Origin of the sequence: Paenibacillus algicola, assembly GCF_005577435.1 — a bacterium.
Taxonomy (GTDB): Bacteria; Bacillota; Bacilli; order Paenibacillales; family Paenibacillaceae; genus Paenibacillus_AQ; species Paenibacillus_AQ algicola.
In genome coordinates this window covers 3,217,676-3,239,972 of record NZ_CP040396.1, presented here as the reverse complement: position 1 = coordinate 3,239,972, position 22,297 = coordinate 3,217,676, and the positions used below count along the sequence as shown (strand labels likewise).

General features: G+C 49.0%; 36 protein-coding genes and 1 pseudogene. 33 read left to right on the top strand and 4 right to left on the bottom strand.

Annotated features, from left to right (window positions below):
• Position 1: 1 nt before the first annotated feature.
• Positions 2-610 (top strand): replication-relaxation family protein, encoded by a 609-nt coding sequence (locus E6C60_RS15165; RefSeq protein ID WP_138226608.1) that lies wholly within the window; start codon positions 2-4, stop codon positions 608-610.
• 76 nt (positions 611-686) lie between these two features.
• Here E6C60_RS15165 and E6C60_RS15160 read toward each other — a convergent pair whose 3' ends face one another.
• Both E6C60_RS15160 and E6C60_RS15155 read right to left on the bottom strand, forming a co-directional pair.
• Positions 687-875 carry a helix-turn-helix domain-containing protein gene (locus tag E6C60_RS15160; RefSeq protein WP_233281031.1) on the bottom strand — a complete coding sequence of 63 codons (189 nt, stop codon included), beginning with the start codon at positions 873-875 and terminating at the stop codon, positions 687-689.
• Between the two features lie 258 nt (positions 876-1,133).
• Positions 1,134-1,484, bottom strand: a complete 351-nt coding sequence (locus tag E6C60_RS15155; RefSeq protein ID WP_138226606.1) for a helix-turn-helix domain-containing protein — start codon at positions 1,482-1,484, stop codon at positions 1,134-1,136.
• A 237-nt stretch (positions 1,485-1,721) separates the two neighbouring features.
• Between E6C60_RS15155 and E6C60_RS15150 the strand changes: the two genes are divergently transcribed.
• The 30 genes from E6C60_RS15150 (at position 1,722) to E6C60_RS15010 (ending at position 18,151) form a co-directional block, all read left to right on the top strand.
• Positions 1,722-1,961, top strand: coding sequence for a helix-turn-helix domain-containing protein (locus E6C60_RS15150; RefSeq protein ID WP_233281030.1), 240 nt, complete (start codon positions 1,722-1,724; stop codon positions 1,959-1,961).
• Between the two features lie 40 nt (positions 1,962-2,001).
• Entirely contained in the window at positions 2,002-2,295 is a 294-nt protein-coding gene (locus tag E6C60_RS15145; protein WP_233281029.1) for a helix-turn-helix domain-containing protein, read from the top strand.
• Between the two features lie 7 nt (positions 2,296-2,302).
• The gene (locus E6C60_RS15140; RefSeq protein WP_138226604.1) at positions 2,303-2,557 is read left to right on the top strand and encodes a DUF7667 family protein; all 255 of its coding nucleotides are present in this window, start codon (positions 2,303-2,305) and stop codon (positions 2,555-2,557) included.
• Positions 2,554-2,844, top strand: coding sequence for a hypothetical protein (locus tag E6C60_RS15135; protein WP_138226603.1), 291 nt, complete (start codon positions 2,554-2,556; stop codon positions 2,842-2,844). Before E6C60_RS15140 ends, E6C60_RS15135 begins: the two co-directional genes overlap by 4 nt.
• 93 nt (positions 2,845-2,937) lie before the next feature.
• On the top strand, positions 2,938-3,114 hold the full coding sequence (locus tag E6C60_RS20995) for a hypothetical protein (RefSeq protein WP_175415320.1): 177 nt from the start codon (positions 2,938-2,940) through the stop codon (positions 3,112-3,114).
• A 167-nt stretch (positions 3,115-3,281) separates the two neighbouring features.
• Positions 3,282-3,494: a hypothetical protein gene (locus E6C60_RS15130; protein ID WP_138226602.1), complete on the top strand. Its 213-nt coding sequence runs from the start codon at positions 3,282-3,284 to the stop codon at positions 3,492-3,494.
• A 44-nt stretch (positions 3,495-3,538) separates the two neighbouring features.
• Positions 3,539-3,754 (top strand): hypothetical protein, encoded by a 216-nt coding sequence (locus E6C60_RS15125; RefSeq protein ID WP_138226601.1) that lies wholly within the window; start codon positions 3,539-3,541, stop codon positions 3,752-3,754.
• Entirely contained in the window at positions 3,741-5,312 is a 1,572-nt protein-coding gene (locus tag E6C60_RS15120; RefSeq protein WP_138226600.1) for an AAA family ATPase, read from the top strand. Before E6C60_RS15125 ends, E6C60_RS15120 begins: the two co-directional genes overlap by 14 nt.
• A complete protein-coding gene (locus E6C60_RS15115; RefSeq protein WP_138226599.1) occupies positions 5,299-5,514 on the top strand; it encodes a hypothetical protein in 216 nt (71 codons plus the stop codon). Before E6C60_RS15120 ends, E6C60_RS15115 begins: the two co-directional genes overlap by 14 nt.
• 4 nt (positions 5,515-5,518) lie before the next feature.
• Entirely contained in the window at positions 5,519-5,671 is a 153-nt protein-coding gene (locus E6C60_RS20990) for a DUF6906 family protein (protein WP_175415319.1), read from the top strand.
• A 15-nt stretch (positions 5,672-5,686) separates the two neighbouring features.
• A complete protein-coding gene (locus tag E6C60_RS15110) occupies positions 5,687-6,628 on the top strand; it encodes a recombinase RecT (protein WP_138226598.1) in 942 nt (313 codons plus the stop codon).
• A gap of 362 nt (positions 6,629-6,990) precedes the next feature.
• Positions 6,991-7,497, top strand: a complete 507-nt coding sequence (locus tag E6C60_RS15100) for a hypothetical protein (protein WP_138226597.1) — start codon at positions 6,991-6,993, stop codon at positions 7,495-7,497.
• Complete coding sequence (locus tag E6C60_RS15095) at positions 7,494-8,249, top strand: MBL fold metallo-hydrolase (protein WP_138226596.1); 756 nt, start codon at positions 7,494-7,496, stop codon at positions 8,247-8,249. The genes E6C60_RS15100 and E6C60_RS15095 overlap by 4 nt, the downstream gene beginning before the upstream one ends.
• Positions 8,249-8,869: a 3'-5' exonuclease gene (locus E6C60_RS15090; protein WP_138226595.1), complete on the top strand. Its 621-nt coding sequence runs from the start codon at positions 8,249-8,251 to the stop codon at positions 8,867-8,869. The genes E6C60_RS15095 and E6C60_RS15090 overlap by 1 nt, the downstream gene beginning before the upstream one ends.
• Before the next feature lie 20 nt (positions 8,870-8,889).
• Complete coding sequence (locus tag E6C60_RS15085; RefSeq protein ID WP_138226594.1) at positions 8,890-9,804, top strand: replication protein; 915 nt, start codon at positions 8,890-8,892, stop codon at positions 9,802-9,804.
• Positions 9,758-10,120 (top strand): replicative helicase loader/inhibitor, encoded by a 363-nt coding sequence (locus E6C60_RS15080; protein WP_217496341.1) that lies wholly within the window; start codon positions 9,758-9,760, stop codon positions 10,118-10,120. Before E6C60_RS15085 ends, E6C60_RS15080 begins: the two co-directional genes overlap by 47 nt.
• Entirely contained in the window at positions 10,110-11,453 is a 1,344-nt protein-coding gene (locus E6C60_RS15075; protein WP_138226592.1) for a replicative DNA helicase, read from the top strand. Before E6C60_RS15080 ends, E6C60_RS15075 begins: the two co-directional genes overlap by 11 nt.
• The gene (locus E6C60_RS15070) at positions 11,425-11,802 is read left to right on the top strand and encodes a hypothetical protein (RefSeq protein WP_138226591.1); all 378 of its coding nucleotides are present in this window, start codon (positions 11,425-11,427) and stop codon (positions 11,800-11,802) included. The genes E6C60_RS15075 and E6C60_RS15070 overlap by 29 nt, the downstream gene beginning before the upstream one ends.
• Positions 11,803-11,819: 17 nt before the next feature.
• Positions 11,820-12,149, top strand: coding sequence for a hypothetical protein (locus E6C60_RS15065; protein ID WP_138226590.1), 330 nt, complete (start codon positions 11,820-11,822; stop codon positions 12,147-12,149).
• Entirely contained in the window at positions 12,146-12,808 is a 663-nt protein-coding gene (locus tag E6C60_RS15060) for a hypothetical protein (RefSeq protein ID WP_138226589.1), read from the top strand. The genes E6C60_RS15065 and E6C60_RS15060 overlap by 4 nt, the downstream gene beginning before the upstream one ends.
• Before the next feature lie 16 nt (positions 12,809-12,824).
• Positions 12,825-13,262, top strand: coding sequence for a hypothetical protein (locus tag E6C60_RS15055; RefSeq protein WP_138226588.1), 438 nt, complete (start codon positions 12,825-12,827; stop codon positions 13,260-13,262).
• 15 nt (positions 13,263-13,277) lie between these two features.
• The gene (locus E6C60_RS15050) at positions 13,278-14,045 is read left to right on the top strand and encodes a hypothetical protein (RefSeq protein WP_138226587.1); all 768 of its coding nucleotides are present in this window, start codon (positions 13,278-13,280) and stop codon (positions 14,043-14,045) included.
• A gap of 3 nt (positions 14,046-14,048) precedes the next feature.
• Positions 14,049-14,666, top strand: coding sequence for a hypothetical protein (locus E6C60_RS15045; RefSeq protein WP_138226586.1), 618 nt, complete (start codon positions 14,049-14,051; stop codon positions 14,664-14,666).
• Between the two features lie 16 nt (positions 14,667-14,682).
• On the top strand, positions 14,683-15,204 hold the full coding sequence (locus tag E6C60_RS15040; protein ID WP_138226585.1) for a hypothetical protein: 522 nt from the start codon (positions 14,683-14,685) through the stop codon (positions 15,202-15,204).
• A gap of 14 nt (positions 15,205-15,218) precedes the next feature.
• On the top strand, positions 15,219-15,674 hold the full coding sequence (locus E6C60_RS15035; protein ID WP_138226584.1) for an ASCH domain-containing protein: 456 nt from the start codon (positions 15,219-15,221) through the stop codon (positions 15,672-15,674).
• Positions 15,664-15,930 (top strand): hypothetical protein, encoded by a 267-nt coding sequence (locus E6C60_RS15030; protein ID WP_138226583.1) that lies wholly within the window; start codon positions 15,664-15,666, stop codon positions 15,928-15,930. The genes E6C60_RS15035 and E6C60_RS15030 overlap by 11 nt, the downstream gene beginning before the upstream one ends.
• A 3-nt stretch (positions 15,931-15,933) precedes the next feature.
• The gene (locus E6C60_RS21400) at positions 15,934-16,869 is read left to right on the top strand and encodes a hypothetical protein (protein ID WP_233281028.1); all 936 of its coding nucleotides are present in this window, start codon (positions 15,934-15,936) and stop codon (positions 16,867-16,869) included.
• A gap of 3 nt (positions 16,870-16,872) precedes the next feature.
• Positions 16,873-17,349 carry a hypothetical protein gene (locus tag E6C60_RS15020; protein WP_138226582.1) on the top strand — a complete coding sequence of 159 codons (477 nt, stop codon included), beginning with the start codon at positions 16,873-16,875 and terminating at the stop codon, positions 17,347-17,349.
• Between the two features lie 63 nt (positions 17,350-17,412).
• Entirely contained in the window at positions 17,413-17,898 is a 486-nt protein-coding gene (locus tag E6C60_RS15015) for an ArpU family phage packaging/lysis transcriptional regulator (protein ID WP_138226581.1), read from the top strand.
• Positions 17,899-17,938: 40 nt separating this feature from the next.
• Positions 17,939-18,151 (top strand): hypothetical protein, encoded by a 213-nt coding sequence (locus E6C60_RS15010; RefSeq protein WP_138226580.1) that lies wholly within the window; start codon positions 17,939-17,941, stop codon positions 18,149-18,151.
• Positions 18,152-18,167: 16 nt separating this feature from the next.
• On the opposite strand, the gene E6C60_RS15005 is transcribed toward E6C60_RS15010, so the two are convergent.
• Positions 18,168-18,371 carry a hypothetical protein gene (locus E6C60_RS15005; protein ID WP_138226579.1) on the bottom strand — a complete coding sequence of 68 codons (204 nt, stop codon included), beginning with the start codon at positions 18,369-18,371 and terminating at the stop codon, positions 18,168-18,170.
• A 46-nt stretch (positions 18,372-18,417) separates the two neighbouring features.
• Between E6C60_RS15005 and E6C60_RS15000 the strand changes: the two are divergent.
• Both E6C60_RS15000 and E6C60_RS14995 read left to right on the top strand, forming a co-directional pair.
• Positions 18,418-19,452: pseudogene (locus tag E6C60_RS15000) on the top strand (protein prkA); the annotation flags it as partial.
• 190 nt (positions 19,453-19,642) lie between these two features.
• Positions 19,643-20,713, top strand: a complete 1,071-nt coding sequence (locus tag E6C60_RS14995) for a globin-coupled sensor protein (RefSeq protein WP_325053163.1) — start codon at positions 19,643-19,645, stop codon at positions 20,711-20,713.
• 72 nt (positions 20,714-20,785) lie between these two features.
• Here E6C60_RS14995 and E6C60_RS14990 read toward each other — a convergent pair whose 3' ends face one another.
• Positions 20,786-22,216, bottom strand: a complete 1,431-nt coding sequence (locus E6C60_RS14990; protein WP_138226578.1) for a SpoVR family protein — start codon at positions 22,214-22,216, stop codon at positions 20,786-20,788.
• Between the last annotated feature and the right edge of the window lie 81 nt (positions 22,217-22,297).

Genomic DNA, 22,297 nt, shown 5'->3' with positions numbered 1-22,297 from the left:
TGTGAATGCGCGTGATAAGGCTATTGTGGCCGACCTGGAGCGCTTCCGCTGCCTCACACGGGATGATGTGGCGGAGCTCCACTTTTCCAACGTTAAGAATCCAGTGACGCAAGCCAACATGGTCCTTAAGCGGCTGCGGCGGGATGAGATCATCTGTTGCTCTACGGAGCGCCGGAAATACATCTATTTTCCGGTACCCGGCATCAAAAAGGACAGTGCGAAGATCGGGCACTTCCTGGCGATCGTGGATTTTTATAAGGAGATCAGACAGATCGAGCTGCCGCGGGTATTTAATGTGGAGCCGAAATTAGGCGGGAAGGGACTACCTGAGCCGGATGTGTTTTGCATTTGGAAGGGAGCTCCGTGGTTTGTGGAGATCCAGCGGAGTCAGTTTTCGGACAGGGTCATGCAGGAAAAAATGAACAGGTATGAGAACTATTATTTAAGCGGCGAATGGGAGAAAGAGGCGTGGCAGCCGGCAGGAAAAAAGATATTCCCTTACGTATGGGTGGTCGGACTGGGAGCCGGCAAGTACAGCATAGAGGGGAGGTCGTTCAAAGTTTTTCAAGCTAATGTGGGGGAAATGAAACTCAAACTGGGATTAAAATAAAGATGATTGTTTGCATTTTGTGAACCTATACGTTCACAAAAACTCCAGGGGGCGGATTAATCCGCAACATGCCTGCTTAGTCGGCCGATAATCTCCACTGATATAAATCTTCCATGTGGATTTCAAGAATCATAGCAGCAGCATACATCGCCTCGACGCTCATTAAACGCTCGCCCTTGCACCAGTATGAAACCATACGAGTGGACCAGCCTGTCCGGCGGGCAAACTCTGCTTGTGTGATGTTGCGTTTATTGAGCCAGTACAATAGCAGGCACCTCCCACGGGAGTATGCCAAGACGCAATCCTCATCTCTATTCAAATTTTGTTCACTTCATGTTCGCTTAATGTTCGCATTTTTAAACGAGTGATGATATACTCAATTTAACATTTCAAAAACGGGAATATATTACATCTAAGGAGTGATGCACTATCGGCTCGAAAATTATTGATTTGGAGGCCTACTTGAACGCAATGAAGTTGAAAGGGTTGGAAGTGAAGGATGTTACCAGCTATTTGAATAAGCTTATTTCTTCCACCGTTTCAGCGCTGCCTCCAAAAGCTCAATGACGTCATCTGCCTCTTCTTGGCTCAGTGTGTGTCCTTTATAAGAGAGTGTGTATTGGTTCAGCTTTTCAATAGGAATATCCGCCAGCTCCGACTCTTCATGAAGATCGGAGTTTTTTTCATTTTCCATGAGCTCGGAGATTTTCACGTTCAGAGCTTTGGCAATAGCCTCCAGCGTCTCCACACTTGGGTTATAGCGCCCTCTTTCTACGTCAGCAACATATGATCTTGAGAGGTTAGTCTTCTCAGCTAACTGGTATTGAGTAAGTTGTCTTAGTTTTCTCCACGCTTTTATATTAGATCCAATCATTTTTGCGCTAACCTACCTCTACTATCAGTTTATTTTATTTTCATGATGATTATAAAGTTAAAATGTCGGCAATACAATTCACAAAAAGACGGAAAAACAAGTAATTAACAGGAAATAGACGGAAATACACGGTAATATATGCTTTTCTCGTTGATTTGCTCTTTTTTAAGAGAATTCCATGTTTTACAAAATAGACGGTTATACACTACATTATTAACACAGGAGGTGATGAAAATTATGGATAAAAAGTTGATTGGTAAAATCATTCAAAGCCAACGCAAAAGCAAAAAGCTCAGGCAGTATGAGGTGTCCGAGAAAACAGGCTTGTCCCGTAATTATATTTCGGATATCGAGAACGGTCGATATATGCCGAGTGTTGAAACTTTGTCCAAGTTGGCAAACTTCCTCGATCTGGATTTAAACTTGATCAAGATGACGGAAATACACGTCACTGATAATAGCATATGCAGGGAGTGAACAAGTTATGTTTTCCTTTTCAGAATGCATCAAATTAGCAATGAAAAAGGCTGATATCACCAAGCAACAACTGGCGGAGTCTACGGGCTACAGTTATCAGTACATTTACGATCTGCTTAATGGCCGGCGCCGCTGGAACGAGGAGTCATTGGAAAAGGTGTGTCATAGTATTGGACTTGAAGTGAATGTTGTTTCTTCGGTTAGTGCTCAAACCCCTAATCTTCCTGAACACACATCAGAAAGGTTGCGAGAAGTATTGGCTGAGAACAAGCGACTGTGTGAAGAGGTCGGTAATCTGAAGACAGCGATCAAGGCGCTGACGAAAGGGTGGTGAGCAGACCATGGCCGTTTTCATTCATCCGGCACACCGTAAGCTGGCTGCCATAACGCTAATGAACACCGATTCAAACGGCGTAATTCGGATGAGTCTTCTGGACCTGAGTATGATCCTGCCGCTACTAAGATTAAACCTTGAATTGGTACGCGAATCGGACGAGCTTAAGAACTTAGCTCTAGAAGCTCAAACCACCGGAGATATGGAATGGGTGCAAGAGATCACAATGAAACTCGACGAAATGGAGGCGAAATACTTATGAGTTTAGCATCAGCACTTAAAGCGCAGGGACTTACCCGCGGTCCGGTTTACGCTACTGGGATTATGAAAGGCTACGAGGCTGCCCGCATGATTGCAGACTTTAAAGCCCAGGAAACAATCAAGTCGATGACGGACCGGGTGCTGCAGGAAAACGGCTGCGAGCTGGACCGCGTTGAAAAGCTCGGGGTGTACTTTGAGCATCACAACGTCGGGAGCCGCTACGGGATCACATTTCAAGATTTTGTGGACCGAGTGGATCGGGGCACATGGGACCCGTATCTGGCATGATCGGGCTGCTCATCACCTTATGGCTTTTATCCATTGCATGGTTGGTCTGTCGCGTTTTGCTGGTGGCCGAACTGAACGAAAGGAGAAGCGAACTTGAACGAACAGAATTATCTGCGCATGAAAATGGTACAGGCCCTGCAAAACGAACCTCGGATGCTGGCCGAGGGAAATTACCTGAAGGCTCTCGATTCCCGTGGCGATTACCGTAAATACCGCCAGGAGCTGCTGAAGCTTTGGGGCGATCGCAAGCCAGCGCAAAACGCCGTATAAGCCGCACTCCTCTGAAGGGAGGTGAGAAAGAGGATGAGCGAGATGACCGAAATGATTTTGGAAGGTCTGATGTGCCAGGTATGCGGTTGCTACATGGATGATATGGAAGAGCCCGGCTATCCACGAACCTGTGAAGATTGCGAATAAATTAGGGGGTGAACAAGTCAATGCAAGTGATTCAGAAGCTGACGGTGGTCAGTAATCCAACGCGAGTGTTTGAAGTCGGGACAGAGGTAAATCGCAGAGAAGTCATTGAGATCAAGCAGGTTGGGGATGACAATATCTCGGAGTTTTGGGTGGTCGATGAGAACGCTCAAGTCATTGTAAGCATCGAGAACTGCCCGGTGATTGTGGAGTGGCAAGAAGTCGCTGAAGGCTAAGCTTATTATTTTTTTGCCAAAAACCCGATTTGAAGGAGGTTATAATGCGAAATTCGACGGGATTGCGATCTGAAAGCGAGTTATTCCAGCAGTTTAGAAACAGCCTGTCTCCTGATGTCCAGATGGATATTGACCGCTACCTATTTGCATATGAGATGTATCTTGATGAACAGGACCCTGCGGCAAGGCAAGTGCTCCGTGAAAGTATGAAAATGTTGGAGAAAAAATACAATCTGGAGGTAGATCATGACTCAAATTAAATTGATCGAGAGCACTGCTCATAACTTTAAATCCCACCGTGATCTTTGCGTTAAGTTTGGCGACCTGACCAAGATCACGGGGGACAACGCGGAGGGAAAGTCCAGCACACTGGAAATCCCTATATGGACATTGTACGGCACGGATACGTTTGGGAGCAAGATGGACCCGACTCCGACCAATTACAAATATGATCATGTGATGGCTGAGACGCTGTTGAAAGTGGACGGCAAGGAGATCAAATTCGGTCGGGGGATCGAGAAAGGCAAGACCACTTACTACGTCAACGACGTGCCCAGCAAGGCCGGAGACTTCGATGACATTGTAAAGTCACTGTTCGATAAGGATCTGTTTCTCGCCCTTTATAACCCGTCATATTTCTTCTCACTGCACTGGGAGAAGCAGCGTGAGCTGATGCTGAGATACACTGCTGCACCGACTCAGAAAGAAGTGTTTGCTGAAATGAGCCGGACGAGCTCGGACCAAAAACATAAGGACATCAAGTTGAATCCACAAGCCGAGAAACTGGCGGAGCTGGTCAAGAAACACACCATGCCGCAGCTGGTGGAGATCCATAAAAAGAATAAAAACGACAAGGATGCTGCTCATAAGCGGGCTCAAGGCCGCACCGAAGCACTGGAAGACCAGATTCATAAGCTGCCGGATATTCCAGCTGATATTGAAGCCATTAAGGCTGAGGACGCGGAGCTCGTAAAGAAGATCAAAGCAATACACGAAAAGATTGAACTGGCTGATGAGCCCAAGCGAAAGCAAGCCGTGCTCGAAGGGACTCTCGACAATCTTCGCCAGCAGGTAGCAGCTGCTCGGGATCGATATATGAGAGTCCACGGCGAGGATATTGCTGAGGAGTGCCCGACCTGTAAGCGCCCATTTGACGACGGGGCAAAGCAGGCTGCGGAAGCCAACAAGGAAAGTCGAAAGAAGCCGCTGCGTGAGGAGCATGACAAGCTAGTCGCTCGCAGGAAAGAGCTCGAGGCCGAGCTGGCTGCTGTGGAGCTGGTAGATGTATCAGAGCTCTGGCAGCAGATGAGAACACTTGAGCAACGGAGAGACGTTACGGCTGAAACCATCGGCTGGCACAAGCGGCGGGAGGCCCTCGTGGCCGACCTAGCCAAAGCCCGTGATGAAGAAGCAGCCACGCTTGAAAGCCGCAACGACTCCATCTTTATCCTGGATGCGATCAAGGCATTTGAAGCCAAGGAAGCTGAGGTGCAGGCAGCCAAGGTGCAGGGCCTGTTCCAGTCCCTGACGATCCGCCTGTTCAAGGAGCAAAAGAACGGCGAGATTAAAGCGGATTTTGTAATCGAGATGGATGGCAAGACGCCGGCACAGCTCTCGCTTTCCGAGGGAATCAGGGCGGGGCTAGAGGTCCGGGATGTGATCAGCACTCAAAGCGAGATGATCGCACCGTGCTTCGTGGACAATGCCGAGAGCATTACACGCTTCAAGTCACCTGCCGGCCAGCTTATTACCTGCAGAGTGGTGGCAGATCAAAAACTAAAAATCGAATCGGAGGAACTCACCCATGAAAACCAATAAAACCCGCTGGAAGTTAAAGCCTGAGCGCTGTAAGAAGGTGGCGTACAAGCCTGGTAGTATCGGTCCTTCCGTAATTGCAACGGCGATCAAAGACGCCTACAAAGACATTGTCCGGAAAGGGTACATCCCGAACCGACGTGAGCGGAAGGCTCTGGATCGAATGCCGGGCAGATCAAGCCAAAAATTCTACGCTCAGGGGTGATTGGATGAAAAACGGTAAGAACCCTACCCGCCGACAGAAGGCTGCCATCAAAGCAGCCGGGTTTAACCCTGACAATTGGCTGGTGTTCAAATCCGAAGCCAGCACGCTACACATCATCCACCGCAATACCGGTACCACAAAAATCATTCACATTTAGGAGGCGCTTATCCATATGGCAAACAAATCTACACAAATCCAAGAAGTACCTGAAGTCAATATTCATCAGCTTCAAGCAATTGGTGAGTTTGGTCTTCCAGAGATCATGACAATGAAGGAAACCCTGGGCAAGAAATTGACGATCCCGCAGTTCAACCTCTTCATGTACCAGATGAAACGTATGGGATTGGATCCATCCTTGAAGCATGCTTTTCCGATCCCCTACGGCGAAACGATTGATATCCGGATTGCTTATGAAGGGTATCACGCCAAAGCCCAGGAGTCTGAAGGATATGAAGGGGTGTACAACCAGGTCATATGCGAGAACGAGACTGATGATTTCGAAGCGGAAACTGACGACGAAGGAATTATCGTAAGTGTGAAGCACAAAATCAAATTCCCACGCGGTAAAGCGGTCGGAGCCTACTCCATTGCAAAACGTGAAGGTAAGAAAAATGTCATCATCCTGATGGACGCCAGCGAAGTACAGAAGTGGGTTAAGAAGAACCCGAACTTCTGGAAGCTTGACGATGGCTCAATAGATCCGGATATGTTCAAGAAGCATGTGGGCATCCGGGCTATAAAAGCTCAGTACGACATCGCGGCAGTGGTGGAGGAAAGTATGGAATCCATGAATGTGGGGTCATCTATTCCAGCATATGAGTCAACAGGGCGTAAGGATGTAACTCCTGCACCAGAGAAATTGAAGTCACCTGACACTGGCCAAGAGGATGAATCAGCTGCCCGCATCAAAGCACTCAAAGCTCAAGTGAAAACCAATTACAAAAAACTTGGTATTTCGAGTCCAGAGGCCATTGACGAACATGCCGGAGAGTTCTTCAAGGTTAGAGGAAACTCCCCGACCGAGGCCGAGATCAAAGCTTACCTGAAGATCATGGAAATGCAAATCCAAGAGAAACAGGCAGCCGATCAGGCAACAGACTCTCTGCCGGAGTAATTATGGAGGCGCGGGTCGAGATATTTGAACTTTGTCCGGACTGCGAGATATGCGGCCGCGAGATCAATCCCGGTCGAGAGGAAGATCATTACGGCACCCGAGTTTGCGGGATCTGCAAAGAGGCGTTGGAGGGGAGCAAGGATGAGCGCAAAAGACGAACCGGTTCAACTGGACCTATTCGGAGGCGGAGACCTTGACGTCTCTCCTCCGGACCCGGTCCGGATCCTGAATGGATTTTACTACGAGGCGTCCACGGATAAGTTTGTCTCGTTTTGCCTGGGGCGGCGGTGTTACGAAGAGCCTGCCAGGGGAAGCGGGCTGCCGAAAGAGTGGCGAGAACGAATAAAGAGGGAGCGTGCAATATGAGGCAAATTACTGCAAAGCATCTTACGTTTTTGCAAATAGCAATCAACGTTTTTGAAAGTGATGTACTCCGTGAGACTCACTGGAATAAAGATCGAGATTTGATTGCCCTTCGATATGGTGCAGATAGAGATTGTGTACAGATCTTCGAACTCGGCGAGGAAGTCGGTTTCTTTGCTCAAATGCTTCCAGCAACAGATAAGAATGAGCGCCTGGAGACCTTGAGAAAACGTTATGGTCTGGAAAACCAAACGGCTCGTCCTCAGGTGGCATATTTCTCTGGTGAGATGGAGAAGCAACTTCAGGCAAACGAGGATAAGGGTGGTTGGGAAACCGCAACGGATCAATTTTTGAAAAATCAACTTGAGAAGAACTTTCGCGCTCTTCGGCTTTGTCGCTCGCATGAGGAGTACCGCCGGCGCTGTGCAAACATTGCAAATTACGCAATGATGCTGGCTGACAATGACCGGCGTGAAGAGGATGAGCGGTCGGGGTTGTCAACATGAAGGTTGATATCCTCTCCTCCGGGAGCTCCGGGAACTGCGTCTCAATTACAACAGCAGAGAGAACGATCCTGATCGATGCCGGCGTGGCTCGAACCAAGATTGAAAAGCGGCTGCTTGAATCTGGTATCCGGCCGGACCGGATCGCAGCGATATTCGTGACCCATGCACATAACGATCACATAAAAGGGCTACCGCTGGCCAACAAATTTCGGATCCCGGTATGGGCAACGGAGGGCGAGTGGCAGAGAATCTCCGGCGTAGACGAGGAGCTGCGAAAGGTAGCGGAAACCCGTTGGAGTAAGTACGAGACGATCGAGCTGGGTGGCGTGCGTGTGTATCCCTTCGAGACTCACCATGACGCCAGGGAGCCGGTCGGATATGCCATAGAAGACGATGTAGGCAATCGCTGCTGCGTGGTCTTTGACACCGGGAAATGGACTGAGGAAATGCTCGAAATGATGGAGGGCAGCCATTACGTGCTGATCGAAGCGAATCACGAGCCAGACATGGTGGAGCTCTGCAGCAGGCCCGAGAGCGTCAAAGCCCGGATACTCTCTGACATTGGGCATCTGAGCAACGAGCAGACTGCAGCAGTGCTCAAGAGACTGATCCAGGGCCGCGGGGAGCGAATCTACCTGACGCACCTGTCTGGCGAAAACAACACACCGCAGCTGGCCGAGATGACGGTAAAGATGGCGCTTCGGCAGCGAGGATTCGAAGCAGGAAAACATTATCACTTGGAGGTGGTATAGTGCTTAACAAATTGACTGTATTTGACTTTGAAACTACTGGACTTGATCCAGTGAACGATAGAGTTATAGAAATGGCTGCTGTACGGGTTGTTAATGGTGAGATCGTGACTGGTTTTCACGCATTGATTAAATCAGAGGTGGAGGTTACGCCGAAGATCACGGAAATCACGGGTATTCAACCGGCAATGCTTCAAGGGGCTATGGAAGAAGAGCTTGCATTCCGGATCCTACGGAATATTATGGCCGACAGCTTGCTGGTCGCTCACAATGCAGCGTTTGATCTCCAGTTCTTGCACTATGCGCTTCAGAGAATGGCTGGTAAAACATTCACTAATCCATTCATCGACACACTCACGATCAGCCGAGAGCGTCACACATACCCTCACAAGCTGACAGACATGTGCGGTAAGTATGGGGTCGAGTTACAGGGAGCTCACAGAGCTCTGAACGATGTTGAAGGCTGCTGGAAGCTGCTTGAAGCGATGCACAATGAGGATCCGGTAGACAGATACATTAACCGGCTCGGATACCTCAGCAAATACGGACCGCCTAATTGGGCGCCGGCTCATGCAGATTTGTTTGGTACAAGCAACAGATACGAACCTCGGAATGTCGGATAAAAATGAACGGGTGAGGTGACATGGCAAATCCGCAACTTGAGGATGGTTTTACTCGAATTGCACATCAAATTCTGGAGGAAGTCGCAAAGCGCAAATTTAATGCCACACAATTTCGAATCATCATGGTCATATGGCGTTTCACCTACGGATTCAGGAGAAAGGATCATGATTTTGCCCTGAAATTCCTCCAGCAGACTACACATCTTCCCGAGAGTACCATCAAGCGTGAAACATCAGCACTAATCAGAGCAAAGGTCCTGCTTGTCACTCAAAGGGAAACCAGTTCAACACCACGGAAATTATCTTTCAACAAAAATTATGATCAATGGGATATCCAGAAAAGCGGTGAGGACATGAATGAAAATATGGATTTTCCTTCTACTTCCGGGGGTTCAGATTTGAGCCCCCAGAAAGAGGAGGGGGGTATCAGATTTGATACCTCGGGGGTATCAGATTTGAACCCTCAAGATGCAGTTTTGGGGTATCAGATCCGAACCCCATATAAAGATATATATCTTTTAAAGATAATTATTAAAGATAATATAGCGATGTTTGAACAATTCTATGATATCTATCCTCGCAAGATAGCAAAAGCCTATGCGAAAAAAGTATGGGAAAAGCTCTGCAAGGATAAATCATTCAATCCTGTTATCGTCATTCAAAATACAGCGAATTTTGCAGAGACTCAGAAGCTGCTTAAAACAGACAAACAGCACATTCCCCACCCGTCCACCTATTTAAACCAAAAACGGTATGAGGATTATGAAGTGGTTGATCCGGAAGGACTGCTACAAGCAACAGAAATTAAAAAGGGGGGCGGCAGCGCGCTGGATCGATTACTGCGAAAGGAGATGGAGGGCAGTGGATCGGAAAGACGTGATATCACTGATGAAGTACATCGCCGGGGCTTACCGGAGCTTCCGGACGGCAGATGATACACAAGTTGCAGAAGAGGTAGCGGTCTGGCATGACATTCTCCAGGACATCCCAACCGAAATAGCGATACAAAAGACCAGAGAACTTTGCCGGATCAACACCAAATTCGCCCCTACTCCAGCAGAAATATATCAGGCTTGCACCGAACCAGAGACATACTCCATCTATGAGCTCCAGCGAAGGGAACAAGAGCAGCAGCTGCTTGAGCTTAAGGAATACCACGAGAGGGAAGAAGTCAAACCCATGCCGGATCATATCGCGAACCGGCTTGAGAAACTCTTTGCTAGCATGCGGGTGAATAACGATGAATCTTGAAGCAGAACGCGCGGTGCTTGGGTCACTGCTAAAAGATCATGAGCTCATGGATGGATGTTACCTGACCGCAGAGGATTTCAGTGACTTCGAAGAAAATCGTACGTTGTTCAAAGTGCTCCAATATGCCAAGGAACACTTCGAAGGAGAGAAGGAACCGTTTGATCCTGTACTCTTGGTTACCAAGTGGGGGGAGCGGCTGCAGCGAGTGGGTGGCCTGAACAGGATCATGTCCCTGAGATCATCAATTCCGAGCACATCTAGCTTCAATCATTACCAAGAAAGTGTACGAGCCAGCAGGATTCAGCGAGAGCTGCAGGAGATGGGGCAGCAGATTGCCGCGGGAGGCGGAGGAGACCTATCTGAGCTCCGACTCAAAATGAACCAGCTCGCAGAACTGCAGCGAGGTCAGGAAGGGTCAGGGCCGGTCCACATGGCTTCACTCCTGGACGGTCATGGCTTAACCATCATGAAACGGGCACAATGCAGCGGCGTTACTGGTGCGAAGACGGCCAATGATGACATCAGTCAAATGAGTGGTGGCCATCAGCCGGGAGACCTTGAAATCATCGCCGCTCGGCCCAGCATGGGGAAGACGCAGTATGTATTGAACGACATGAATGCCGTTACTAAAGACGGATGGGCAGCAGTGATCTTCTCGCTGGAAATGAGTGCCCTGAAGATGGTGGAGAGACTGGTATCCATCATTGGAGGTGTGAAGAACAAAAGGATTAAGTCCGGCTTGATGTCGGATAACGACTGGGATTCATACAGCAAGGCCGTTGAGATCATCGCCAGCAGAAATCTATATATCGATGATACTCCGGGCTCCACCGTGGAGTATGTGCGGCAGCAGGTGAAGCAGCTGAAGAAGAAACACTCCAAGCTGGTTGTATATGTGGATTACCTTCAGTTCCTTAACACGGAGCGCAAGTTCACAAAAAACAACGAGAGGATTGGGCACATCACGAAAGTCCTCAAAGGTATTGCTCGGGAAATGGCTGTGTCTGTGGTCGCGATCTCTGCGGTCGGCAGGGATTGTGAAAAGAGGCCGGACAAGCGCCCTTTGATGTCCGACCTGCGTGAGTCTGGAGATATCGAGAGCGATGCAGACGTAGTAACCTTCCTTTACCGGGACGAGTACTACAATGCCGACACGATCAAGAAGAAGATCGTCGAGTTGATCGTAGCCAAGGGGCGGGACATCGGTACCGGAACATTTGAAATGGTGTTCGAGAACGAAACCGGCCGTTTTATCAATATGACCAAAGAACAAAAAGAAAAGCTCGCAGAGAAGGTGAGAGAGCGTGAAAGGGAAGCTCATTCAAAACGATGATCAATACAAGAAGGCTCTGGACGGACTTGTTAAATTGGCTATTGAGCTCGAGGATCCGCTTTTATCCGAAGGCATAAAAGAGAAGAAGCGGCTTATCTATGACCGTACGGCAAGCCTCATCCAATATTACCGCCGTGGCCTAATGGTACAGTCCTACCCAGGGTTGCGTGAGCAGTACCGAATACTCAAGTGGGAATGGCAGGATCTCGGAGAGCCAAAGGCTGTAGAAGATCCACCAAAGCAGAAGGAAGAGGCAAAGCCCGAACCGCCTCAGCAAGAACCACAGCAGCCGGTAGAAACGGCACCAGCACCATCAAAGAGAAACATGTCCAGCTGGCTGGATGATTAGAAAGCGAGGAGAAATGGATGCAGGAATTTATAGTGCTGGCCGTGCCGGTGATTGACTACCCGGTGAAAGGGTACCAGCCTGGGGACCTGCGGCTCAAGCTGCAGGAAGAAGTGAATGAGCTCATTGAAGAAGTCGAAGCCGCGGACTTTGATCAGCGCCGGATGCTCAGCGAGCTGATGGATGTGCCGCAGGTAACGATCGGGCTGATCCGGCAGCAGGCACGGGAGATGCTGCCGCCACAAGAAGCAACCAGGGTGGTCGATAACGTAATCCGACGGGCCAACACTGATCACTTGTATAAGATCAAGGAATATGCTCGGCAGCGGAATTGGGAGATCTCAAGATGACTCGCTTTGTCGGAATTGACCCGGCCACTAAAACCGGATTTGTCGCCCGGGACCTGGACGGCACGCTACTGAGAGCGAAGGAGATAACTGGGATCAAGGCAGACACCCCTCGGATGGTCCGGACGCTGCACGATGAGATTCTACGGCACCTGAAGCCAGGTGATGTGGTAGGCATTGAAGGATTTGCACTGGATGCTCAGGACACTAACAAAGTCAGCAGCGGATGCAACTGGGCGGCGCGGATGGCGGCAGACAGAGTAACAGGCGGATTCATCTCGCCGCGGCCGAACCAGTTGAAGAAATTTGTCCAGGTTTCAGAGTGGGTCGGGGAGCCGGGAAGTAAGAAGAGGCTTAAGGGCAAAGAAGCAAAACAGCTTGTCATTGACGCTGTATTCGATCACTGGGGATATAGAGCAGCATCGGACAACATCGCAGATGCCTACGTGCTCTCCATGATCGCAGAGGCTGTGTACCGGGTCAGAAACGGCCAGCAGCTCGAAGAATATCCGGTGTACCAGCAAGAGGTCATCATGGCCATCATTGATCCGGATACCGTCAAAAAGCCAAAAAAGCCAAAATCAAAAACGACCAAGCGCCGGGGGAAGCCTGCGGCGGGGGATAGTCACACCCAAAACGCGGAACAAACGATCTTATTTTGAGAAAGGAGTGGAAACAGTGTCCAGATTGGAGCCAGAGATTAAGGAACGTCTCGAACACTTTTTAGGTCAGGGATACATTTCCAAGGGATTATACAAAATCTTGAAAGCCTATTTCATGCACCGAGATTATACTGTGGCTGCTATAAAAGCCAATGTCTCTCGCGGCACGTTCGTGGCTCAGATGTCAGCATTGTACAAAAGAAATGTGCTGATACGAATTCAAAAAGGCGAATACGATCTCACCCATGACGAGGACTCGATTATCTTGCCTCCACAAAAGGTGGAGGAGCCTCCAGAGCCGCCTCTGCAGATGAGTGACACTGAGCGCGAGTGGATGATCAAGAATTATAAGGGTTACCGCAAGAACCGCTCGGCTGCTGCACAAATTTTGAAACGGAGCAAGTTTGATATCTGCAGGATGGCCATAGAACTGAAGCTCGATACGAGGAACTGAGGAGGGTGGGAAAGCATGGGGTGTAAACCAAATTGGACGCAAGAGGAACTTGTTTACCTTCAGGATCAGTGGGGGGCGACAAGTATCAAAGGCATCGCCAATCGCCTGGGTAAAAGCGTGAACGCCGTGAAACTCAAAGCGCAGCGAATCGGACTGCAAGATCCTAGGATGAACTTTGACGGCATCACCGTTTGTCAGCTTGGTAAGGCATTAGATCGTGAATACTGCATCATGAAAAATTGGATCACCCGTTACGGCATGCCGGCCAAAAAGAAGCTTTTTGCAGAGAGGGCTAGGGTACTCGTTATTGCATACGCCGACTTCTGGAAATGGGCTGAGCAGCATAAAGAACTTCTTAATCTAGCAAAGATGGAGCAGAACACCCTGGGCCCAGAACCCGATTGGGCGAAAATCAAACGGAAAGCAGATCAGCTTCGATCTCAAAAGACCGTCCAGTCTGTTGATTGGACTCCTGGTGAAGATCAGCAGCTTGCTCAAATTCTTAAAACCTCGATTACGTACCCTGAGCTGGCCGCCATGTTTAATCGTTCAGAATCAGCAGTTAAGCGTCGCATTCATGATTTGAAACTTAAGTACCGTCCTGTGAGGCTGAACAACCATATCAAGTACACGCCTGCCGAGGTAGAGACTCTGGTCAAGATGGCTCAAGAGGGATACAGCTATGAAACGATAGGGCAGACACTTGGAAAAAGTGCTTTGGGTGTTAGAGGCAAACTGGAACGTATGGGTTTCGATTTCAAGCGCCGAAAACTAGTAAATTGAACCGTGGAGGGTTTTGATATGACCATCAAAATACATGTTCGAACTGATAAAGCTGCAGGAAGCCTTGAAATTACCGAAGCATCCGAAGCCAGCCAGCATAAAGTGCTTCGAGGGTTCTTCAACCTAATGGGGCAGCACGAAGATATTCAAATCCCGGAAATTGAAATCAAAGGGTCGGCACCTGGGAAGCTGGAGCAGCATGAAACGATACTCCCCTTGGAAGACCTGCCTGTGAAACCTGAAAAGAGTTTTCTTAGCGGTGTGGTGAGGGACGTTTTTCAAAAGCCAGAGATCATGAAGCCTGAATTTATAAATTCAGCCAGAACACTCAGCTCTACGATCGGAGAGAGGCTGGGGACCATTCAGGAGGAAGAGCAAGGTAAACCGGAGTGGTACAAGACTGGCATTAAATACAAAGAAGGCGTGCCACATTACAGGCTCCGGTATTGGTGCAAAAACAGCTCATGTAAAGATAAATCGAATGACTACATCAAAGAGGATCAGACGACGGTCAGCTGCCGGAAGTGCGGGCAAAAGCTGAAGGTGAGGAAGGCGAATGGTGACCACTTGGAAAGAGATGAGTGGGGGAATTTCTTTATTGCCGATCAGATGGATGTGTAAGTTTTGAAGGAGGGATATGAACGATATGAGCCACTACTTTTACATCACACCTGATGAATACAATCAGGCTCAAAAGAACGGTGTAGATCCGGAAAACCTGAATCGCAGAGTTCGGCTGCTTGGATGGAAAAAGGACAAGGCCATCAACACTCCACTTCGAAAAATCACAGACCACAAGTATTGGGCTGATGTGGCTGAGAAAAACGGCATTACCTATTACACATTTACCAGCAGGATCAATGTATATGGTTGGAGTGAGGAACGGGCTGCCACCGAGCCACTACAAGATTTCGGCAGCATGCGCGAAGCAGGGACGGATGCGATCAGGAAAATCCCTCGGATCGTGCTTATGTTAGCCGAGCAGAACAAATTAAAGTATCACACGGTCAGAATGCGAATTAAGAAAGGCTGGGGCCTATACGAAGCTGCCACAGTTCCAGTCGCTACTCACAGTGAAGCCGGGAAGATCGGCAAACAAAAGACAATTGATCTTTACGGAGACTGGAACCGGTTCAGCTTTGGAGCGAAAAGAGCATGAGGGAGAGATGCAAGATGAAAGCCATAACGATCATCCAACCATGGGCGACACTGATCGCCCTCGGTGAGAAGCATTTCGAAACTCGCAGATGGCGCACGAATCACAGAGGGGAACTGGCGATCCATGCCGGCAAGAAGATCGATCGGAATGCATGCGAGGAGCCAGAAATCAAGGAGGCATTAGCGCGGCATGGATATACAGCGGACAACCTGCCAACCGGTGCGGTTATTGCGATCGCCAATGTGACAGAATGCTGGTCCATTGGAACGGATTATCTGAGTCGTATGCCGCTGCTGTATAACGGTACTGGCGGGGATGACAGGCTCGTCAGCCTGAAAGAGGATAAGTTCGGATATTATTCTCCTGGTCGGTATGCCTGGGAAATGGGCAATGTCCACTCGCTTCATGAGCCTGTGCCGGCGAAGGGGCAGCAGGGGTTCTGGAATTGGGAGGCGTTCAATGAAGAATAATCAAGTAAAGCCATCATTCGAAGAAATCAAAATTACTCTCGAACCGGATCAACGTTTCTTTTATCAGATGGAATCAGATGGAGCTATCGTACTGGTTGATCAAATTGAAATCTTTGCTTATGCCAAGCAAATGATCCTATCCGGGACACATTTTGCAGTAGATTACGAAGATAAAACCATCGAAAAGATTGAGGATAGAAGCCACATTGTCATGGAAACCAACATGCTTCATGAAGTAAATGATGGCGAGGTGTAACCCATGAATAACCAAGTAAAGCTAACGGATGCTGAAAAAATTGAATTGAGTTACTTACACTTAAAGGGGTTCCGGTACTTAGTCCGTAATGAGATCGGGAGCGTAAAAGTGTTTGTAAATAAACCTCATAGAGACAAGGAAACAAATTACGCTCCTTTCGGAAAGACGAGAGGTGGGTATGACCATTGGATCGAGACAAAAACGCCCGTATCCGTGGAAGAGCAGCTTAGATGTAGGGGCGTGGAACTTGGGAAGTATGATTTTATCAAATGGGCGGATGAACCCATGCTTATTGAAATGCTGATCGACACCCCACCAGTACCCACCATTAATCCAGTGAACAACCGACTGGAAAAGGATGTTTTCATCAGGCTTATTGATGCGGAACTCAGCCACTGGAACAGCGAAGATGCGTACGCACGGGGTAGAGCGCAAGGGCTACAATGGGTTATTGATCGTGTGAAAAGCGTTCCACCAGTACCCACCATTGCAGCCAAAGAAGAGATCGCCAGGCTGAACTGTGACTTCTACGCACTCAAGCAGCTGTTCCTAAAGCAGCGTAAAGAGCTGGCAGTGGCAGAAAGTCTGACAAATAAGAATTATCTGACTGCTACAATTGTGAATATGGAACATGAATTGTTCTTCAATGTAACCGGGGTTTATGGTCATTTTGATTGGACAGGATTAAACGAATTTATAAAAAATCACCAGGATAATAATGGTCCGCATGCATTGGTTCAAATTGCTGCTAAACATCCGGATACAGAGATTGAATTCAATTTTGAATTGGAGTATGTCCAGCCAGAGTACCAATACAACAATGCCGATTCACCGCCCTTCGTCTTACCAGGGTATTATCAACCTCATAACATAAGCATTGTTCAAATTAAGCCGCAAGGTCCAGCAATTAGTCTATCCACTAATCGAGAGGGGAAATAAACCATGTCAGTAACCGTGAGAGCTCATTTCAATAAGCAAACGAAGGATTCCAAGAAGGAGCTGGTCCAGTTCCATGTTAAGGGGGACGACGAGCAAAAGCCGGAGCTGAACAGCCTGACCCGGGAGGTTGTGATCCTGTCGATCGCCGGGCTGGATGATGTCGAGCTGACGGCAGAATTCAAGAAGTCGGCCAAGGATGCCAAGAAGACGGTCCTGGAGTTTGAGGTCAAGGGTGACTCTTCAGCTGCTCAGACATTTGAGTTCTACAAGATGGCCGGCTCCGATGTGGATCTGACCATCACCGAATCCCAGATGAGCCTGGACGAGTTCAGGGAAGAGCAGGAGGGATATAGGGAAGGTGTCCGCGGCAAGATCAACCATGACGGCACAGTAGAAGTGGACCAGAATCAGATGACGATTGATGAGGCTGCTACAGAGGAAGGACCACCGATGACGGACGAAGATGAGCTGCCGCAGTAATATGATGACTCCCCGGCTCCGGCCGGGGATCCCCCAAAAGATTGAGGTGATAAAGTGGGTCAGATGTCTTTTGAATTACCAGAGCTGGACAGGAAAAAGACGCAGGCGGCCGTCGAGTCGGCTTTAGAAAAATACAGAATCTTTAAATCTATAACATTTGAAGAGCGTGAAGCCAGCGTAACGGCAAGCAGCACAGAGAGGTTCCACGGTCCAACCAACGTGACAAGCGATCAAACGGCAGACATCGCTATACACAACGTCTACGTTCCACAGGCCAGGCAAAACTATTGCGAAAAGGTGGAACGGGCGGTCAACAAGCTGTATCCTCGGGAACGCCTCTTGATCCAAGAACGCTACATGAAGGACGAAACAATAACCGACATGAAAGTCTACTCCTTTGTTTTTAACCCGCCGATCAGCAAGGATTTATATGCAAAGATTAGATGGACTGCATTTTATCGATTGGCCTTTAATCTGGACTACTTCAAAATCATCGATATTAAAAAATTAATCACGCCACAAGACGAACATGATGAGGGTCAATCCTGAATAAACATAATCAAATGCGCAGAGGAGGGGGCAAAGCAAAGTGGATCCCATGAAGGCGTCTGTCCAAAACCCACCTGAACAAGAGGTCGATATAAAGGAGCGCGTCACAAAATACATCCAAGGAAAAAACGGACTCATCGGCATTGTCATTCCTCCATGTGACGAACCAACCAGCGCTCTGGATGATCTCTACAAAACGATTGCAGATATTGCAATCAAACAAGCCAAAAGGAAAGCCGCTCAGAATGACTGAGCGGCTTTCTGCTTTCTTATATCGAACACTGATTCTGTTCGTTTTCTAGTTTTCGATCGATATCATCAATCGCATCATCGATCAGTCTGTAATTGCGACCTGCGAAAAAACCGTTGTTTATGGTATACCCTAAATTATCACCACGTGAAGGGGTCGCTGTCTTTAGGGTCTGAATATCAAACCCTCTATGCTTAAACACGGTCACGTATTTCTTTTCCATCTAAACAACCCCTATCTTATTTTAGAATTATGAGTACACTAACTATGAGCTCATCATTGCCCATACGAACGAGTCCGAGTACAAGGCCTTTATTGCGAACAAAAAGAACGAGGCGCTGCAGTCCCGAATGATCGTGATGCCGATCCCGTACAATCTGCGCGTCACCGATGAGGAAAAAATATATGAGAAGCTGATCGGCCAAAGTGATATGCGCCATATCCATGTGGCTCCCCATGCACTGCGGTCGGCTGCGATTTTTACCATTTTGACAAGATTAAAGGAAACGAAGAAGCAGGGCATGGACCTCATCAAGAAAATGCGTATGTATGACGGCGAGGAAATTGAGGGCTACAAGGAAGCAGATTTGAAGGAAATGCAGAATGAGTTCCTGGAGGAGGGGATGTCAGGCGTCGATCCGCGATATGTCATCAACCGGATCTCAAGCGCACTGATCAAGCAGGACCTTCAATGCATCAATGCGCTGGATATGCTCAGAGCGATCAAGGACGGTCTGGACCAGCATCCTTCCATTACCAAGGAGGAGCGGGAGAGGTACCTCAACTTTATTTCGGCAGCCCGCAAGGAGTATGACGAATTGGCCAAAAAAGAAGTGCAGAAGGCGTTTGTGTACTCTTTTGAGGAGTCGGCCAAGACGCTGTTCGAGAACTATCTTGATAATATTGAAGCGTTCTGCAACTGGACTAAAATCCGCGATCCGCTGACCGATGAGGAGATGGATCCGGATGAGCGCCTGATGCGTTCCATCGAGGAACAGATCGGCGTGTCTGAAAATGCCAAGAAAGCATTCCGCGAGGAAATTATGATTCGAATCTCCGCGTATTCCCGCAAGGGCAAAAAATTCGACTATTCCAATCACGAGCGTCTGCGGGAAGCGATTGAGAAGAAGCTGTTCGCAGATCTGAAGGATATTGTCAAAATTACGACATCCACGAAAACTCCGGATGCCGTCCAGCTGAAGCGGATCAATGAGGTCAGTACTCGCCTGATTGATGAGCATGGCTACTGTCCGGTCTGTGCCAATGAGCTGCTGCGGTATGTCGGCAGTCTGCTGAACCGGTAAATTCATTTCCATAGCCATCTCCCTAACGGCCTCTCAAGAGGCCGTTTTTGGTATGTTCTGGTGCATATGTACGACCAATTAGGTCTTTAGGCTTGGGAAATTCAGGGTATCTTGGTCTATAATGAACCGGGGGACGAAGTAAGGAATGTAAGAGAAGGACTACCGGACTACAGCCTTAGGAGATGAGTGGATGATGATTAATGTTTCGCCGGAGAGACTTCAGCAATTAAGCTACATGGGTCTGAAGGAGAAGGAGCTCCAGCTTCTTACGGATCACAAGCAGGTATTTGAGAAGATTGTCAACGAGGTCGTGGACCGGCTGTATCAGCAGATGGCAAGCCGGCAGGAGCTGAAGGCGATTATTGAGCGCCACTCCAGCCTGGAGCGTCTCAAGGAAACGCAGCGTCAGTACTGGATGTCTCTGGCGGCAGGTGTGATTGATGAGGCCTATATTAACAACCGGATTTTTGTCGGTCAGATTCATTCACGGATCGGGCTGACGACGGACTATTATCTCGGTTCATATATGATATATCTGGATATTGCAGCGGAGCTGCTTCAGCGGGAAGCGCCCGGAAGCTGGATGCAGGTCGTGCATGCACTTAGTAAAATGTTTAACCTGGATTCCCAGCTGGTGCTGGAAGCTTATGAATTAAAGGAGAAGGAGCATATTCAGCAGCTGGCGGACGAGCAGCAGCATATGCTGGAAACCATTACGGCGGCAGTTCAGGAGCTCAGCGCGATGATTGTGGAGCTGGATCAGAGTGCAGCGGTCATGGCAGATAATGCAGCCCGGGCCGCTGAAGCGCAGGACAAAGCCTATGAGCTGACGGGAGAGCTGAACCAGGAGGTCCGCCAGATTGACGAAATGGGCAGCCTGATCCGGGAAATTGCTGATCAGAGTCATCTGGTGGGCTTGAATGCTGCGATTGAAGCGGCACATGCCGGGGAATTTGGACGAGGCTTTGAGGTGGTAGCCGGCGAGGTGCGCAAGCTGGCCAGTCACTCGCGCGGTGCGATGGAGCAGATCCAGGATAAGGTGAACAGCATTATCGCCAAGCTGGAGCAGGTGGAGCAGGACTCGGAGCAGTCGGCGATGAATGCACGCCATCAGGCGGCCAGCTCGCAGGAGCTGTCCTCATTCGTCAAGATGATGGAGAAGCTGGCGAATGATCTGGAGGCGCTGCAGCGTACCGGTCAGCCGGATGAAAGCGAAGTGCGGACAGCGGCAGCAGCCGAGCCTGCAGTCGGGATTCTTTAAGAAGCGCAAGAAGCAGGGCTGATCTGCGGCAGACTTTATTCTGACCGCGGATCAGCCCTGTTTCGTATAGATTTATAGAAATTTGCGGCTTACCTTTTTGCCATCGTATACCATGAGCAGCGGCTTCTCCTCGACCACCGTTTCCAGGTAAACGGTCTTTCCCCACAGCTGATACACATAGGGCAGTGTACGCTCTACATACTTCAAATCCAGCTCCTGTCCTTCGAACTGATGCAGCAGGTACAGCTCGCCATGGCCGAGGTAGTCTCCGTTCTTGACGACAAGGTAAGGAAAGCCGCCGTTAACGCGGGCGTAAACCAGCTGATCCCGGATGTTCTCCCAGGATTTATCGGTAATTTTCCACTCCGGGCCCTTTTTCTCAAACACATACAAATCCAGCTCCTTAACCAGATCCTTCGTCAAATAATTACGGATGAAGGAGATATCGGCATCATTCTCGCGGACCTCGAACATCTTTTCCCTGCCGCTGCCGGGTACCCGGCCGAAGCGTTCCCTTTCCTCCGGGGAGGGATGATCCCACCGCTTCTCAATATCCTCGAATATTTTCAGGCCCAGATAATACGGATTCAACGTATGCTTGGAAGGCTGAACGACGGAGGCATTCAGCTTGGCATATTCCACGGTTTCCTCCGCGGTCAGATCCAGCTCCCGCATGATTCGCTGGTGGAAGAAGCTGGCCCAGCCTTCATTCATAATCTTGGTTTCAATTTGTGCCCAGAAATAGAGCATTTCATCGCGCAGCATGGTCAAAATATCCCGCTGCCACGGCTCAAGAATGGATGAATACTCCTCAATAAACCATAGAAGATCCTTTTCCGGCCGGGGAGGGAATATCGGTGACGCTTTTTTCTTCTCCGGCTCTTTGGAGTTCTCCAGCGACCATAGGTCATCATAGGGTGAAGCGGCGGCAGCCTTACCTTTAGAAGAGGTGCGCTGCTGCATGGAAGAAACATAATCCTCCTTCGACATCCGGTAAGGCTTCACGATGGAAGGATCGACATGCTCCTGGATGGCGAGCACGGCATCAATAAACTGCTCCACGACCAAGGCTCCGTACTGCTTCTCGTAGTCACTGATTCGTTCTGCAGTCGCGGTCATGCTCTCGACCATATTGCGATTGGTCTTGGAGAAGCGGGCATTGTTCTTGAAGAAATCGCAATGGGCCAGCACGTGCGCCACAATGAGCTTGTTCTGAACGAGGGAGTTGCTGTCCAGCAGAAACGCATAGCAGGGGTTGGAATTGATAACGAGCTCGTAAATTTTACTTAGGCCCAGGTCGTACTGGAGCTTCATTTTGTTAAACGTCTTTCCAAAGCTCCAATGAGAAAAGCGGGTAGGCATACCATAAGCTCCGAACGTATAAATAATGTCCGACGGACAAATCTCATAGCGCATGGGATAGAAATCCAGGCCAAGGCTTGCGGCGACCTCGGTAATTTCGGCAATAGCATACTCCAGCTTTTTCAGGTCCGTGGATGGCATTGTGTGTTCCTCCATTTCTTCGCAGGGCTATTGATATGTATATTCCGCCGCCGCCGGGAATAGTAGAAGAAGCCGCATAAG